Raw genomic sequence first — 15,419 nt, 5'->3', positions numbered from 1 at the left:
TTTTTTCCCATTTGTCAAGCCTTTTTTATGCTTTTTTCTTATTTTGCTCTTTTATACCTTTAACTTAATGACATTGCTCAATGTAAGCGACCTGGATGCCATGAATGACCGCGAAGCCGACAAGTTTGTAAAGAAAGACAACATCTGGAAGAAAACGGATTATCAGGCCATGCTGGACGGCGGCACCCCCCTGGGGGTGGTGTATTTCATCAAAAAAGCCAGGGATACCCTAAACGCGTCCCCGCAGTACACCCGCCTGGATTCTTCGCCGGAGATGCGGCTTGTAAGGCAAAAAGAGTATATCCAGACTGTCCGGGAGCTGCAAAGCGTACTTGCGGAAGTCCACACCGTAGGCGATGCCATGAAAGCCTTTGACCGCTTCTTTGTTGATAACGGATATTTTGAACTGGTGCAGGGCTGGGCCAGCGGCCCCCACTACCGGGTGACGGAAAAGGGGCAAAAGAACCCTGCTATTACAAATAAGCTGTCTCAAGCCCTACTAGTCCGCTCGGCAGCGCATTTTGAACGGAATTTCACGCAGGAAGCGCAGAAACAGCAGTTTGGTGTCCCCAAAGAACAGAAGGTGCCCCGAGGCTATACCATCCATTTTAACGACGGGAAACATACCTATTCCCGAAATAACGACTGGAAGCCCAACACCTATTATGTGGCAAAAGGGTATTCCATCCTGCGGACAAATTTTGAGACAAGGGAAGCCGCCCTCCAATGGGTGCAGGATTACGCAAAAGCCCGCAATAAAAGCGGGAAAATGCGGTTTACCCCTCCCCAGCTTGCCCATGTACGGCGCACCGGCCCGGATTACCGGCGCGGCGTGGAAATCACAGGAAAGGCGTACTTGGACACTTTTGGTTTCCGGGGCGGCGAATTCGGCAACTGGATGAACCAGAATGACCGGCAAACATCCCTCAATATGGGCTTTGAAGCCTTGAAGGATTTAGCGGCTGTCCTGAAAATCAGCGACAGGGACATTTCGTACCAGGGCACCCTTGCCATCGCTTTTGGGGCCAGGGGCAGCGGGAACGCAGCGGCCCACTATGAACCGCTCCGCAAGGTTATCAACCTCACAAAGATGTCCTTTTCAAGCCACGACCCCAGCCAGCGCATACAAGGCTTGATGTGCATTGCCGGAGCTGTCATTATCTTTTTTTCGCCGGAAATCCTCGCGGCGATCCAGGGGTAAGCCATGTTTATTCAAGCGATTTTAGACCTGTTCGGCTTCTCCATGGAAACCAGCTTCGGTTTCCTCACAAAAGACCTGGAAGCCTTTGCCCCCAACGTGGCGGCAACTATGGAGGCGATAAACGGCGGCTTGCAGGCGTTTTCATACGCCCTGCTTGTCATATTGACTTTGTGGAACGTAGTGCGCACAGCCGGTTCCTATGTGGAGCTGAAACGTCCTGAACATATCATAAAACTTCTGGTGCGCTTTATCCTGACGAAGTACGCCATCGGGATGGCCTGGACGCTGGTCAATGGAATCTTCACCATCACCGGCGCGTTGACGGCCAAAGCCTTTCTCACCAGCGGCCTGACAGATGGCAACGTCTGGGCGGGCATCACTGCGCCAGACTTCGGGGATGATGGCATCATGGGCATCCTGTCCGCCGCCATGTCTATCTTGAACCCGCTGGCGCAGATACCCTCGCTTTTGCTGGGGCTGATTGGTTTCATCGTTGCCATCGTGCTGTCCGTAACGCTGCTGCTGACCGTGATAGGCAGATTTTTCAAAATCTACCTGTTCGCGGCGTTGTCCCCCATCCCCCTGGCCTGCTTCGGTTCCGAATCCACCCAAAGCGTGGGCCAGAACTTTCTCCGGGCCTTTGCCGGGGTGAGTTTGGAGGGCTTCATCGTGGGCCTTGCTATGATTATATTCGCCGCCTACTCCCAGGCCCCGCTTATCGACTTCGGCAGCGTGGACATCTTCCAATGGCTGGGCAGCGCGGCAGACGAGATGGCCTATATGTACACCCTGATTTTCAATATGCTCCTGCTGCTGGGCATCATCAAGGGGGCCGACCAGGTGACCCATAGAATATTTGGAGTGTGATAGTATGGCGAACAGTATGCAGATAAAATCAAACAAAGAGGTGCGGGACTACAAAGAAGTGGTCTACTTCGGCATGACGCTCCGGCAGTTGGCTTTCACGGCCCTGGCCGGGGGCGCGGCCCTGGGCGTTTACTTCCTGTGCCACCGCCGTATGCCTATGGAAATGGTGAGCTGGCTTTGCGTAGCGGCGGCTGTGCCCTTTGGGGCGTTCGGCTTCGTACAGTGGCACGGCCTGCCCTTTGAGCAGATTGTGCTTGTGTTCATCCGGTCAAGAATCGTGCTGGGCAGGCCCGTGTTCTTCCGGCCGGAGAACCCCTTGCGGGCCATAATCAACGAAACCAGAAAGAAAGGAAAATGTGATGATACCAACAGAAAAGAAGATGAAGACCCGGCACCGGCACCTGGGTTTTCCCGGAAACCCTCATGGCCCTGGCCGACCTGGATATGGAGATGATTCTGTCCGTCAACTTCGTGCCCGTGTCCATGGACGAGGCCGTAAAATTCCATATGCGCAAGCTGGATTCCGTGGAGGCTAACTCCATGCAATTCCAGCACCGGCAGCTCCAGCGGATGCACGTTGCCATGCCCGAACCGCTCCACTTCCAGAAGGAGCGCAAGGGCCTGACCGACAACCTCAACGACATCACCAGCCGCGACCAGGGCATGGTGCTGGCGACCATCACCCTGGCGCATACGGCGGATAGTTTGGAACAGTTGGATTCTGACACAAAGCTCATCCGCAGCATGACCCGTGGCAAGGCTTGCGATTTCAGCACCTGCACCGACCAGCAGCTTGACGCGCTGAACACGGTGCTGCCCTACGGCCTTGACCGCATTTCTATGGACAGAAGCCTTACCAGCGAGAGTTTAGCGGCCTATGTACCCTTCAAGGCAGAGGAAATCTGCGACCCCACCGGGGTGCTGTATGGGCAGAACGCCGCTACAAGAAACCTTGTGGTGGTTGACCGTCTGGCAAAGAGCAGCGGCAACGGCTTTGTGCTGGGCATGACGGGCGGCGGCAAATCCTTTTTCTGTAAGGAAGAACTGGTGTCCCTGCGGCTGAAATACCCGCCCAACAAGGCGGATTTTCTGGTTTTAGACCCTGAAATGGAGTGGGCAAAGGTTGCCACCGAGCTTGGCGGCGAAGTGTACCACGTTGGGCAGGACAGCATCAACCCCTTTGACCTGGAACTGGACTTGAGGGAGCGCAGCCCCCTGGCCTACAAAACCGAGTTTATCACCACCTTCTGCGAGAAAGTAAGCGAAGGGGGCGGGTTGGACGCGCAGACAAAATCCCTCATTGACCGGGCGGTACGCATGGTCTACAAGGATTTCCTCAAGTCCAAAGGCAAGTACCGCCCGCCACTGTTGGGGGATTTCCGCATCGTCCTCCTGCGCATGGAGAACCAGCGGGCGCAGGAACTGGCCCTGTCGCTGGAAAGATTTGTAGATGGCGCACTGAACACATTTTCCAAGGCCACCAACATAGACAGCGGCAGCAGCCTTATTTGCTACAGTCTCAACGGCCTGCGCGATCAGATGAAGCCCATCGGCACTCTCATTACGTTAGACCATCTGTTGGGCCGCGTCATGCGCAACTACAGGCAGGGAAAGATTACCTTTGTCTACGCGGACGAGTTTGCCCTTCTTTTCCAGGACGAGGACACGGGCAAGTTTTTTGCCAATCTCTGGCGCAGAATCCGCAAGTATAACGGCTACTGCACCGGGGCTACCCAGAACACGGAAGAAGTCTTGGAGAGCGAATCCGGGCGGGCGATGCTGGCAAACACCGATTTCGTGGTGATGCTGAATCAATCCCCCACCAATGCCCATCGGCTGGCGGAGCTTTACAAAATCACGGAGAACCAGGAGAAGTTTTTCAAGGACGTGCCGCCTGGCCATGGCTTAATGAAGGTGAGCGGGACGCTTGTCCCATTTGTCAGCACCGTGCCCAAGGACACGAAGCTGTACCGGCTGCTGTCCACCAATCCCCGAGAAGGGAAATGGGACTAGGAAGGCTTCGCGTTGATTTACAATAATTGGGTACATAACTATTTTTTGTCAAAACGGAGAAAGGAGAATGACTAGGGCTTGTTTGAAAAATCGCAAATACCATCTTTTTGTCCAAAACGGGCGTTTTCTGTGTTGGAAATCCTCGAAATACGACAGTATTTCTTGCGGTTTCCGCCTTGAAACCGCCTCGTTTTGTCTCAAAAATTCGGCACTTTCTCTATTTTCAAACAAGCCCTAAACAGCTATGAGAGAGAAAATTAACCGCATTGTTGCAATCTCCAACTGGAAAATGCAATACCTTTCTGCTATAATAAAAAGCAGAAAGGGGAGTGTATTATGTTTCAGAAAATGCCAGTATGCAGACTGATGCTTTCTTGTCCTTCAGATGTGAAAACAGAAATAGAGATAATAGAGAAGGTAGTGGAAAATATAAATGATTCTATTGGTATGTCAATGGATATATTTGTAAAGACACTTCATTGGTCTAGAAATGTAATGCCGGAAGCAGGAGATTTCCCACAAAGTATTATCAATAAACAGATACTTGATAAATCAGATGCCATAATAGCTATCTTTGGAAATAAAATTGGAAGTCCGACACAACATTATAAATCGGGAACGATAGAAGAAATTGAGGAGATGATAAAAAGGGGAAAGCAGGTATTTGTATTCTTTTCTGATAAGCCTATCCGTAGAAGTGAGAGAAATGAGAAAGAAGAAAAGAAAGTAGAGGCTTTTAAAAGAAAATACAGAAATCGGGGAGTTTATGTAGAATATGGCTCTGATGAAGAATTTAGTGAGATAATTTCAAGGAATCTTACAAGATATCTTACGGCAGAGATGGCTAACGAAGCGAATCGTAATAACGAGCATACCAGATTTGATAATTCAATTATGTGTAAAGAGGAAGTTAATTTGCTTTACGATTATACTCAGTTTTGTGAGATAAAATCGGTTACATCCTATTCTGATCCCGATATTGTGAAAATTTCTACTCATAAGAATTGCTTTGATATGGAAGTTGACCTTTGCAATGTTGAAAAGATGGAGAAAAAGGAATTTGCAATGGCTTTGTTAGAATATGCCCCATGCGATAATTGGTCAGGCTTTTTTGACGCTGGATATTTTTTGGAGTTTGATGCCGTCAGCGAGGGGAATATTAAGGCTTTTCAACTGGAAATAAAAGACAATCTCCGCAGCAAGATTATTGATAAAACGATGACGGTAAGCGAAAAGGGGGAACATTTCCAGATATGGTTACCGTCAACAACCAGAGATTTAACTTCGTGGAAAAAAGTATCCCAGGTATGCTTTACTGTATTTTTTAATGTAGCTTATGTTACTGGCGAAAAAGGTATATTAACCATTGAAAACCTAAAAATGATACCAAAGAAATAGAAGTATGTAATGGCATTTCTTATTGGGAATGAAACGTTTACATAAGTATTTATAGCTAAAAATCATTTCCCTAAAAACCAAAATTAGGTTGTAAACCTATTTGCATTGTGTTATACTGTAGGCAGAACTAGAGAAGAGTCTGAAAAGTGAAACCTACAAACATAATGCAGTACAAAAATTGTACCTGCCAGGTACTCTACTCCAACGTCACGGACAGCCTGAGCGGCAAGGCGCTGGATATGAACAGCCTGTTCGCACTTTTACGGGGAATTTCACGGTGCGCACGACCCCGGCTATCCATGATGTCCTGACCCTCTATGCGGTAAAGCAGGGTACAATATTCTCCCAGGTGACGCAAACAGCACTCTTTGAATTTCTGGAAAACTATGATATCCAAGTGGTCGATGGGGAGGGCTGAACTATGAAAAAGACACTCTTTGCTTTGGTTTTTACACTGGTTCTGGCCCTGCCCATGACAGCCAGCGCGGCAGCAGTAGATAAATTTACTGATGTAAAACCCGGTTCCTGGTATTATGAGGCTGTGGACTATGCTGTAACCGAGGGCCTGTTCAACGGGACATCCGCGACGGCCTTTGACCCCCATGGCACCATGACACGGGGGATGTTCGTGACAGTGCTGGCGAACAAGACCGAAAATTACAGCGCTCATCAATATACCAGCTCCAGCTTTGCCGACGTACCCGCAGGACAGTGGTTTGCCCCGCCTGTGGAGTGGGCCTGCCAAAACAAACTGGTGGGCGGCGTGGGGGACGGCCTGTTTGCCCCGGGCAGCAACATATCCAGGGAGCAGCTTTCTGTTATCCTCTATAACTATGCCAAAGGCTGCGGCCTGGACATGAGCAGCCAAAAGGGCGCGCTGGGAGCGTTCACGGACAACGGCAATATTTCGGGTTATGCCCGTACTGCCATGGAATGGGCCGTGGCCCATAAGGTTTTGAATGGGTCTGAGGGGAAACTTGACCCTAAAGGCACCGCGACCCGCGCCCAGGTTGCGCAGATTTTCTATAACTGCCGGGAACTGCTGGCAAATTCTACACTCACCACACCTGATAGGGTTTGGGTAGTGGACGTGCCAGGACATTATGAAACCGTGACGCGCTGGGAACTCCAGGAAGTGACGGTGGGAGAAGTCGGGCATTGGGAAGATGTGTGGTATACGGAATGGGTATATCGTTGTAACAAATGTGGCTTTGTCGCTGATACCGTAGAAGGAATCAACAAATATTTAGAAGATTCAATAGATTGGGTTACTATGACTGGTTGTGGAAGTTATACCATGGTGTCTGGTGACCCCATCTACACTGGAGAAAAATATTGGGTGGTAGATGTACCAGGACACAAAGGACTGAAAATGGTTGAAGTCACTGAACAGGTGTGGATAGAGGAAACAGGCCATTGGGAATAGAAATTGAATAGACATAACGGTCGGCCCCTTGTGAACTCACAAGGGGGTTTTCCTTTTGCCTGTTTTACAACGGGAGGGATGGTGCCGGATTGTTTGCCCACACAGCAGATAGAAGAAAGACATTTTTTGTGAAAGGATGATTCTATGAAACAAATTTATAAAAGAACTTTAGCGTTACTTTTGACCGTGGTGCTGTGCTTTAGCATGGTACCGATGGCTGCTTTCGCAACGGAAGTGGACAGCGGGGTGTCCTCCGATATCGAGGAAAACCCTATCGAATCTGTACCGCAGGATGTTCCGAATGAAATTGACAGCGAGATGCAGGCCGTAGACGAGCCGGTATTGTATGCCCGCGACCCTCTCTCTAAGGTGCAGTCGGACCTGGGCAGCGGCACAAACTATCTCACCAGCTACGGCGTGACGAGAAAGGCCATTGTGGATGAACTTTCTGCCCACGAGCATGACAGCTACTACCTGGGCACCCAGTACGCAGGCGGCGACGTACAGTCCCCCAATCAATAGATTTAAAAATCACCAATTTTTTTGGTTAATCAAAACCATTTTTCTCACAGGAAACTCGCTGACGCAGAAATAGAAATCACTGTTTTCCATTCTCTTACTCAACTTCTCATTGTCTATGGCTGTGTCCAATGACATTGGTGTAAAGGGAATAGTAATATCTACCTGAGAATTTTCCCGTAAACGAAACCCTGCCTCCCCAGGAAAACCTTCGTCCATCAAGCTCCAGAGGGAGTAATCTACGGGAATCTTCAACGCTTTGTCGTACAGAGCGTAGTTGATTGCCATTAACGCCCCCTCCGTGTTGTCTGTGTTGGCAACCGTGACATGGAGCAAATATGTATATTCAGGGGCAGGGTAGCCTTCTGTATACCCGAAATCCTTTGTGGTAATTCCAAAGCTTTCCAGAAAGGGGACATACTCTACCAGCTCCGCGCTGTTCACTGTAATGGAATAATGCTCATGTACGGTAAAGAAGCAAGCAACTGAAAACAACAGATAGACCGCCAGCAGCCCACTATTCCGTATTTTTTCTTAAATCTTCTTAAAAGCACTTGCTTGTGACGCAACGTAATGAGATATACTATTCGAGGAGGTGTGACATGGATAAACATAAAGCGATACCACAAGGTTATATGACCGTTGGTGAAATTGCAAGAAAAATGGACGTTACTGTACGGGCATTACAACATTACGACAGAGAGGGCTTGCTTTCCCCCTCTGCCATGAGTGAAGGGGGGCGTAGGTTATATACAGATAAAGACATAGTAAAACTTCATCAGATTTTATCGCTCAAACATTTGGGATTTTCTTTGGACGACATAAAAAATCGACTGATTCTGCTTGATACACCAGATGAAATTGCTGATGTTCTAATGGAGCAGGCAGTCACTGTCAAACGGAAAATAGAAAGTCTGTCTGAATCGTTGAGAGAATTGGAGGTGCTGCGGAAAGAAGTCCTTCAAATGCAATCAGTTGATTTCAAAAAATATGCGGATATTATTGTTAATCTGCAAATGAAAAACGATTTCTATTGGCTGATTAAACATTTTGACGACCAAACGCTTGACCATATCCGCAGCCATTTTGACAAAGATAGCGGAACGGCATTTGTGAACACTTTCATGCAGCTTCAAAACGAAGCAATAAGACTTCAAAATGCGAATATTCCTGCGGATAGTGATGAGACACAGAATTTTGCAAAAGCCTATTGGGATATGATTATGGATTTCACTGGCGGAGATATGAGTATGCTTCCCAGACTGATTGAATTAGGGCAGTTTCAGAATGCAGACCATAAATGGAAAGTAGCCCAGGATATTGCGAACGGATATGTTGAACAAGCATTAGGTGTTTATTTTTCCCGTTTAGGCATTGACCCATTTAAGGAGGAAACAGAATGAATGAAGCTATAAAAATCAGCAATTTATCAAAGAGTTATGGAACTCACATTGTGCTGAATGGTTTAGATTTTAGCGTACAACAAGGAGAAATTTTTGCTCTGCTCGGCGTGAATGGAGCTGGAAAAACCACGTCGCTTGAATGTATCGAGGGTTTAAGAAAATATGACAGCGGAAACATTACTATAAATGGAATCATGGGCATTCAATTACAATCGGCTTCTTTGCCGAAATACATTAAAGCACTGGAAGCTGTAAAGCTGTTTGCTAAATGGAATAAGACCTCTCTTGACAGAGCAACGCTTGACGCTCTTGGTATTTATGAACTTTCAAAAAAGCCTTATTATCAATTATCAACCGGGCAAAAGCGGCGGCTCCATCTGGCGCTTGCATTAACACGAAATCCCGACATTTTGTTTCTTGATGAACCAACAGCAGGACTTGACGTTGAGGGGCAAATATCTTTACATGAACAAATCCGTCAGTTAAAAGCAATCGGAAAGACAATCATATTAGCAAGCCATGATATGGCAGAAGTTGAGAATTTGTGTGACCGGATTGCTATTCTTTCCGGCGGCAAAATTGCCTTTATCGGGACTGTCGGGCAACTGGGCGATACAATCGGGAAGCATTATAATATCACAATCCAAACGGAAAACAGGACTGAAAACTATGAATCGGAAAATATCGGAAATTCCCTACTTTCGCTGCTCATGCAGTACAAGGAAAAAGGAGAAACTATCACAGATATTAAGATAGACCGTGGTTCACTGGAACAGCACTTTATAAAAATTGCAAAGGGGGAGTAACAATGGGAGCTTTTTTATACGGAGTTTCTTTACAATGGAAGTTAGACATAAGGAGTAAGACATTACTTATAACCTGCTATATCGTACCTCTTTTGTTCTTTGTAATTATGGGCGGTATATTTACATCAGTCATGCCGGAAGCGAGATATACGCTTATTCAGTCCATGACTGTATTTGGTGTGACAATGGGGGCGTTGATTGGTCTGCCGCCCTCTCTTGTTGAAATTTACAGCAGTGATATTAAAAAAGTCTATAAAGCAAATGGTGTTCCGTTAATATTAGGTCTTGCTTTAACAAACATTTCAGCGTATATTCATTTGTTCCTCATGAGCATTATTTTATATATTGCTGCGCCACTGGCTTTTAACGCTGAAATACCAAAAAATCCGGGTATGTACTTCATCAGCCTCGCTGTTTTTATTGCAGTATCATTAAGTATTGCCAGCATAATTGGTTTGGCAGTAAAAGACCAGGCAAAAACTTCTATGTTTTCTATTATTGTTTTTTTGCCGTCAACCATGCTTTCTGGAATTATGTTTCCTATTGAACTACTTCCAAAAACGTTTGAAACAATAGGAAAACTATTTCCGGCTACATGGGGATATAAACTACTGGCGGAAAATGCTTTTAAATTTGAAAGCCTTTTGCCACTGCTCTTGATTTTTATTTTAGCTACTGTTATGTGTAGTATTCTGTTACGAAGAATTGATAAATAGCAAAGACAGACGAGCCAGTCAACGGTCAAGATGAACGGGCTTCGCCCGCCGTTGACAGCCCCGTCTGTCTTTGCTGCTGGGTAGTCAAGGAGCGACAGCAAAAAATGCTGCCGCCCCTTACTATCATTAAAATCTTAACTGCCACTTAGTAGGAAAGGGGGATTACCATGCCTTGTACAGAAGCATACAAGGAGCATATCGAATACACATTTAACGCCTTTTGCAGAGTTGTCATACACTATGCCGCTATCAACGCATGGCGTGACAGAGATAAGCGGCGGCAAAGGGAAATATCTTTTGAATATCTCACGGAAGAAAAGTTTTATCCATTCTGTACGTCAGACACATATTACATAGACCCCTACAAGCAATACCCAGTTATGATATGCGGTCAGAGGGTTATCTTCACAAACGGGGAGCTTGCCGAAGCCTTGTCTGCCTTGCCGGAGAAAAAGAGGGAAATCATTTATCTTTACTTTTTCGGACATTACACACAGCAGGAAATCGGGGAACTATACGGACGCTGCCGAAGTACGGCGTGGCATCACATACACAGTGCCTTGCAAATGCTGCATAAAGAAATGGAGGTACTTTTCCATGAGAAATCCTAAACTTGTACCGTATGAAACGATTGTCAGAGCAACCAACGGAGAGCCGGAAGCCATTGACGAGGTTTTACGGCATTACAGCAAGCGAATCCGGCTTGCTTCCCTTGAAAACGGACAGGTCAACAAGGACACAGAGGACAACATTAAACGGCGGCTTATTGCTGCCCTGTTCCAGTTCCGCTTTGACGGACAGCCTACCTAACAGGAGGTGAGATTTGTCGCAAAAATAGTCATGCTTATATTTAACGACACAGAAGAAAAAGCGGTTGAGAAAGCCATAGCCGCCCTTGCGGATATGATACCGCTGGAAGCCATGCAGCCGCCCCACTCCCCGGCACTTACTTTTCCGGGATTGGAAATCAGACCGCACCAACGCCGGGTACTGAAAGACGGGGCAGACATTCCTCTCACACGTTTAGAGTACGGCGCACTCTGCTACCTTGCCGCCAGTCCGGGGAGGGTATTCACAAAGGCGCAAATCTTTGAAGCCGTGTGGAGCATGGAAAGTGAAAGCTGCCAGTCAAGCGTTGCCAGCGTGATATGCAACTTGCGGAAAAAGATAGAGCCGGACAGCAAAAACCCTACCTACATAAAGACCGTTTTAGGCGTGGGCTACAAGTTTGCGTCCGGGGAATAACAACAGAATAACCGCCGCTCATCAGCGGCAGCCAAAGACAGGAAATCAAGAAAAGGTTTCCTGTTTTTTTGCGCCAAAAACCAAGCCGGATTTTGTACCGCAATAAAATAATTCAAATACTTTTGGAAAACATTGCCTAAATTTTCTTTTTTCCCGTAGTAGGTAATAAGGGGAAAAATAATTGCCGGAAAGTTTGGCATTTTTTGAAACCGTCCGTATATCACTGCAAAACGGAGCTGATTCTTCCGTTTTTGTCAAATTCTGTTACGAAAACACGAAAAGAAATTTCGGGGAACTTTGCCAGATTTGCCTTGCCGTGCGTAGTAAGTAATAGAGGGAGAAATACCGCCGCATAGCTGGCAGAATCCACGCCAAACAAGCCGGGGTTATCAGCAAAAGCCCACACAGAGGAAGCCGCCACTTTTTAAGAGCAAGATTCTACCACAGTAGAACTCCTAATCGGTCAGTCCTCTACCGAGGGGGAGAGGAAACGCCGTGCAAGGCTGGCTTTGCAGGAGCAAAAGGCATTGCCGGAAGCCGTGGCGGACAAACGTCCACCAGACGGGGCGGACATTTGTCCACCAGAGATAGAGATAGAGAAAGAGATAGATATAGAGTTAGAGATAAAGAGAGAGGGAGAGCTAAAGAAAGGACAGACCGCCCCCGCCCCTTTTGGCAGATACAAAAACGTCATTCTGTCAGAAAAAGAGCTTGCGGAGCTGCAAGAGGAGCTTCCCGGCAAATGGGAGTATTACATTGACCGTCTATCCGGCTATATCGCTTCCAGCGGGAAGAACTACAAGAACCATGCCGCCACTATCCGGCGTTGGGCGGCTGATGACAAGGCAAAGGGGAAGCCAAAAAAGGGAATTCCCGATTATTCCTACAAGGAGGGCGAGAGCCTTTAACCGCATAGACACAACGCCCCGTAAACAGGACGTAAAAGACCATGAACAAGGAGGACGATTTTATGTGTGATTACGATAACGCCATTTTCCGGCTTGCCACGGCACAGGGAGCAGAGCCAGAGGACTACACCGGGGAGGACGGGCTTTTATATTGCGGGAGCTGCCGCCAGCCCAAAGAAGCCTACTTCCCGGAGGGCAAAACATTTTTCGGACGTGACCGCCACCCGAAAGAATGTGACTGCCAGAGAAAACGCCGGGAAAAGCTGGAAGCCAGCCACCGGGAATACAAGCACCGGGAGGAAGTGGAACGGCTGAAACGGACAGGCTTCACCGACCCGGCTATGCGGGAATGGACGTTTGAAAACGACAACGGGCAATGCCCCCAAATGCACAAAGCCCATGCTTATGTAGAGTGTTGGGAGGAAATGAAAGCCGGGAATATCGGCTATCTGTTATGGGGCATGGTAGGCACAGGCAAAAGCTATTTCGCCGGGTGTATCGCCAACGCCCTCATGGAGCAAGAGGTTTCCGTGTGCATGACAAACTTTGCCCTTATCCTCAATGACCTTGCCGCCAGCTATAAGGGCAGGAACGAGTACATAGCCCGCCTTTGCAGCTTCCCTCTGCTTATCCTTGACGATTTCGGCATGGAGCGTGGCACGGAATACGGGCTTGAACAGGTTTACAACGTGATTGACAGCCGATACCGCAGCAGAAAGCCCTTAATCGTGACAACAAACTTGACGCTGGAAGAATTGCAGAACCCGGAGGACACCGCCCATGCCCGGATATATGACCGCCTTACGGAAATGTGTACCCCCGTCCGCATTACCGGGGAGAATTTCAGGAAAGCCAGAGCAAGGGAGAAAATGGAACAGCTTAAAACGCTGCTGAACAGAAAGGAGAGCCTATGACCGACACCCCCAACAGAAGCACCGCCACTACCGCCCGCCGCCCGGATTGCGTGACCGAGGTACGCCGGGGGAACACCGTCCTTGTGGTTTCCGGCTACTTCAAGCAAGGCACGACCGCCACCGCCGCCGACAAGATGATGAAGGTGCTGGAAGCCGAAAGCGCAGCCGGACACAAGCCGATTTACAGCGCATGACAACCCGCAGATAAAAACCGTCATTTTGACGGGCGGTAAAGAAGCAAAAAAGACTGTACAGCCAGCCCCGCCCTATGGTATAATAAACCTACGGAATAGTGGGGCTGGCTGTCGGAAACGGAGGACATTATGCCAAGACAGACCACCCAAAAACTCATTACCGCCCTTTATCCGAGATTGTCGCACGAGGACACGCTCCAAGGCGAATCCAACTCCATAAGCAACCAGAAGCGGATTCTGGAAGCCTACGCAAAACAGAACGGCTTTTCCAACCTCAAATGGTACACGGACGACGGATTCTCCGGGGCAAATTTCCAAAGACCCGGCTTCCAGTCCATGCTTGCCGACATTGAAGCGGGGCTTGTGGGAACGGTTATCGTAAAAGATATGTCACGGTTAGGGCGAAACTATCTGCAAGTGGGAATGTACACGGAAATGATTTTCCCACAGAACGGCGTCCGTTTCATTGCCATCAATGACGGCGTTGACAGCGCACAGGGCGACAACGATTTTGCCCCCTTGCGTAACATTTTTAACGAATGGCTGGTGAGGGATACGAGCAAGAAAATCAAGGCAGTCAAGAGGTCAAAAGGCATGAGCGGGAAGCCCGTCACAAGCAAGCCCGTATATGGCTACCTCATGGACGAGGACGAAAATTTCATCATTGACGGGGAAGCCGCCCCCGTGGTAAAGCAGATATACAGCCTTTGCCTTGCCGGGAACGGACCGACCAAGATAGCCCGTATGCTTGCCGAGCAGCAAATCCCCACGCCGGGAACGCTGGAATACCGCCGGACGGGAAGCACCCGCCGCTACCACCCCGGCTATGAGTGCAGGTGGGCGACAAACACCGTGGCGCATATCCTTGAAAACCGGGAATACACGGGCTGCCTTGTGAACTTCAAGACCGAGAAGCCGTCCTACAAGGTAAAGCACAGCGTAGAGAACCCCGTGGAGAAACAGGCGGTATTTGAGAACCACCACGAAGCAATCATTGACCGGGAAACATGGGAGCGTGTGCAGGAGCTACGCAAGCAGCGCAAACGCCCTAACCGCTATGATGAAGTGGGTTTGTTCTCCGGCATACTCTTTTGTGCCGATTGCGGCAGCGTCATGTACCAGCAGAGATACCAGACGGCCAAACGGCGGCAGGACTGCTACATATGCGGCAGCTACAAAAAGCGAACCCGTGACTGTACGGCGCACTTTATCCGCACCGACCTGTTGACCGAGGGAGTGACCGAGAACCTACGGAAAGTCACCAGCTACGCCGCCAAGCATGAAGCCCGGTTTATGAAGCTCTTGACCGAGCAGACCGAGGACGGGAGCAAACGCCGGAACGCCGCCAAGAAGAAAGAGCTGGAAGCGGCAGAAAAACGGATTGCGGAACTCTCCGCTATCTTCAAGCGGCTGTATGAGGACAGCGTGACCGGGCGCATATCGGACGAGCGTTTCACGGAATTGTCGGCAGACTACGAAGCCGAGCAAAAGGAACTGAAAGAGAAAGCCGCCGCCTTGCAGAGCGAGCTTTCTAAGACGCTGGAAGCCACGGCAAACGCTGAAAAGTTTATGAAAGTGGTACGCAAGTACACCAGCTTTGAGGAACTCACCCCTACCCTGTTACGGGAGTTTGTGGAGAAAATCGTAATCCACGAATCGGAAGCCCTTGACGGGAAACGGCGGGGGAAGCTCCGCAGACAGGAAATCGAAATCTATTACTCTTTTGTCGGCAAGGTAGAATTGCCCGACTAAAGCCCGACCCGTCCGGCAGTCAGCCGGACAGGGAACGGCAAAATTTTTTACACTTCT

General features: G+C 48.6%; 17 protein-coding genes and 2 pseudogenes. 18 read left to right on the top strand and 1 reads right to left on the bottom strand.

Translation table 11 applies throughout. The annotated features are described in order from the left end of the window. From D1841_RS10750 to D1841_RS10715, 8 genes and pseudogenes are all read left to right on the top strand, one after another. Positions 1 to 1,201: pseudogene (locus tag D1841_RS10750) on the top strand (hypothetical protein); the annotation flags it as partial. 3 nt (positions 1,202 to 1,204) lie between these two features. After that, a complete protein-coding gene (locus tag D1841_RS10745) occupies positions 1,205 to 2,068 on the top strand; it encodes a hypothetical protein (RefSeq protein WP_160643040.1) in 864 nt (287 codons plus the stop codon). A gap of 4 nt (positions 2,069 to 2,072) precedes the next feature. Continuing rightward, positions 2,073 to 2,522 carry a PrgI family protein gene (locus tag D1841_RS10740; protein ID WP_160643039.1) on the top strand — a complete coding sequence of 150 codons (450 nt, stop codon included), beginning with the start codon at positions 2,073 to 2,075 and terminating at the stop codon, positions 2,520 to 2,522. Further along, positions 2,492 to 4,081, top strand: a complete 1,590-nt coding sequence (locus D1841_RS10735; RefSeq protein ID WP_160643038.1) for a VirB4-like conjugal transfer ATPase, CD1110 family — start codon at positions 2,492 to 2,494, stop codon at positions 4,079 to 4,081. The genes D1841_RS10740 and D1841_RS10735 overlap by 31 nt, the downstream gene beginning before the upstream one ends. A 336-nt stretch (positions 4,082 to 4,417) precedes the next feature. Then, positions 4,418 to 5,479, top strand: a complete 1,062-nt coding sequence (locus tag D1841_RS10730) for a hypothetical protein (protein WP_160643037.1) — start codon at positions 4,418 to 4,420, stop codon at positions 5,477 to 5,479. A 178-nt stretch (positions 5,480 to 5,657) separates the two neighbouring features. Next, positions 5,658 to 5,897 (top strand): toxin-antitoxin system HicB family antitoxin, encoded by a 240-nt coding sequence (locus D1841_RS19505; protein ID WP_256376682.1) that lies wholly within the window; start codon positions 5,658 to 5,660, stop codon positions 5,895 to 5,897. 3 nt (positions 5,898 to 5,900) lie between these two features. Beyond that, complete coding sequence (locus tag D1841_RS10720; protein WP_160643035.1) at positions 5,901 to 6,905, top strand: S-layer homology domain-containing protein; 1,005 nt, start codon at positions 5,901 to 5,903, stop codon at positions 6,903 to 6,905. A gap of 144 nt (positions 6,906 to 7,049) precedes the next feature. Beyond that, a complete protein-coding gene (locus D1841_RS10715) occupies positions 7,050 to 7,427 on the top strand; it encodes a hypothetical protein (protein WP_160643034.1) in 378 nt (125 codons plus the stop codon). 9 nt (positions 7,428 to 7,436) lie between these two features. On the opposite strand, the gene D1841_RS10710 is transcribed toward D1841_RS10715, so the two are convergent. Then, complete coding sequence (locus D1841_RS10710) at positions 7,437 to 7,919, bottom strand: DUF5028 domain-containing protein (RefSeq protein ID WP_201751281.1); 483 nt, start codon at positions 7,917 to 7,919, stop codon at positions 7,437 to 7,439. A gap of 107 nt (positions 7,920 to 8,026) precedes the next feature. Between D1841_RS10710 and D1841_RS10705 the strand changes: the two genes are divergently transcribed. The 10 genes and pseudogenes from D1841_RS10705 to D1841_RS10660 all read left to right on the top strand — a co-directional run bounded on the left by D1841_RS10705 (position 8,027) and on the right by D1841_RS10660 (position 15,362). Further along, the gene (locus D1841_RS10705) at positions 8,027 to 8,827 is read left to right on the top strand and encodes a MerR family transcriptional regulator (protein WP_160643033.1); all 801 of its coding nucleotides are present in this window, start codon (positions 8,027 to 8,029) and stop codon (positions 8,825 to 8,827) included. Further along, positions 8,824 to 9,633 carry an ABC transporter ATP-binding protein gene (locus D1841_RS10700; RefSeq protein WP_129178625.1) on the top strand — a complete coding sequence of 270 codons (810 nt, stop codon included), beginning with the start codon at positions 8,824 to 8,826 and terminating at the stop codon, positions 9,631 to 9,633. The genes D1841_RS10705 and D1841_RS10700 overlap by 4 nt, the downstream gene beginning before the upstream one ends. Before the next feature lie 2 nt (positions 9,634 to 9,635). Next, positions 9,636 to 10,349, top strand: coding sequence for an ABC transporter permease (locus D1841_RS10695; RefSeq protein ID WP_129178626.1), 714 nt, complete (start codon positions 9,636 to 9,638; stop codon positions 10,347 to 10,349). Between the two features lie 167 nt (positions 10,350 to 10,516). Then, entirely contained in the window at positions 10,517 to 10,960 is a 444-nt protein-coding gene (locus D1841_RS10690; RefSeq protein WP_160643032.1) for an RNA polymerase sigma factor, read from the top strand. Next, positions 10,947 to 11,159 carry a helix-turn-helix domain-containing protein gene (locus tag D1841_RS10685; RefSeq protein ID WP_160643031.1) on the top strand — a complete coding sequence of 71 codons (213 nt, stop codon included), beginning with the start codon at positions 10,947 to 10,949 and terminating at the stop codon, positions 11,157 to 11,159. Before D1841_RS10690 ends, D1841_RS10685 begins: the two co-directional genes overlap by 14 nt. A gap of 30 nt (positions 11,160 to 11,189) precedes the next feature. Beyond that, positions 11,190 to 11,594, top strand: a complete 405-nt coding sequence (locus D1841_RS10680) for a response regulator transcription factor (protein WP_160643045.1) — start codon at positions 11,190 to 11,192, stop codon at positions 11,592 to 11,594. Between the two features lie 440 nt (positions 11,595 to 12,034). Next, a pseudogene (locus tag D1841_RS10675) lies at positions 12,035 to 12,502 on the top strand (replication protein); the annotation flags it as partial. Between the two features lie 62 nt (positions 12,503 to 12,564). Further along, complete coding sequence (locus D1841_RS10670; RefSeq protein ID WP_160643029.1) at positions 12,565 to 13,416, top strand: ATP-binding protein; 852 nt, start codon at positions 12,565 to 12,567, stop codon at positions 13,414 to 13,416. After that, positions 13,413 to 13,610: a transposon-encoded TnpW family protein gene (locus D1841_RS10665; RefSeq protein WP_004056590.1), complete on the top strand. Its 198-nt coding sequence runs from the start codon at positions 13,413 to 13,415 to the stop codon at positions 13,608 to 13,610. The genes D1841_RS10670 and D1841_RS10665 overlap by 4 nt, the downstream gene beginning before the upstream one ends. A gap of 129 nt (positions 13,611 to 13,739) precedes the next feature. Then, positions 13,740 to 15,362, top strand: coding sequence for a recombinase family protein (locus tag D1841_RS10660; RefSeq protein ID WP_004056592.1), 1,623 nt, complete (start codon positions 13,740 to 13,742; stop codon positions 15,360 to 15,362). Positions 15,363 to 15,419: the final 57 nt, after the last annotated feature.

Origin of the sequence: Neglectibacter sp. X4, from assembly GCF_009917365.1 — a bacterium.
In the GTDB taxonomy this organism is placed as follows: Bacteria; Bacillota; Clostridia; order Oscillospirales; family Acutalibacteraceae; genus Acutalibacter.
Note: the sequence above shows the minus strand (reverse complement) of the source record. Positions and strands in the feature narration are given on the sequence as shown.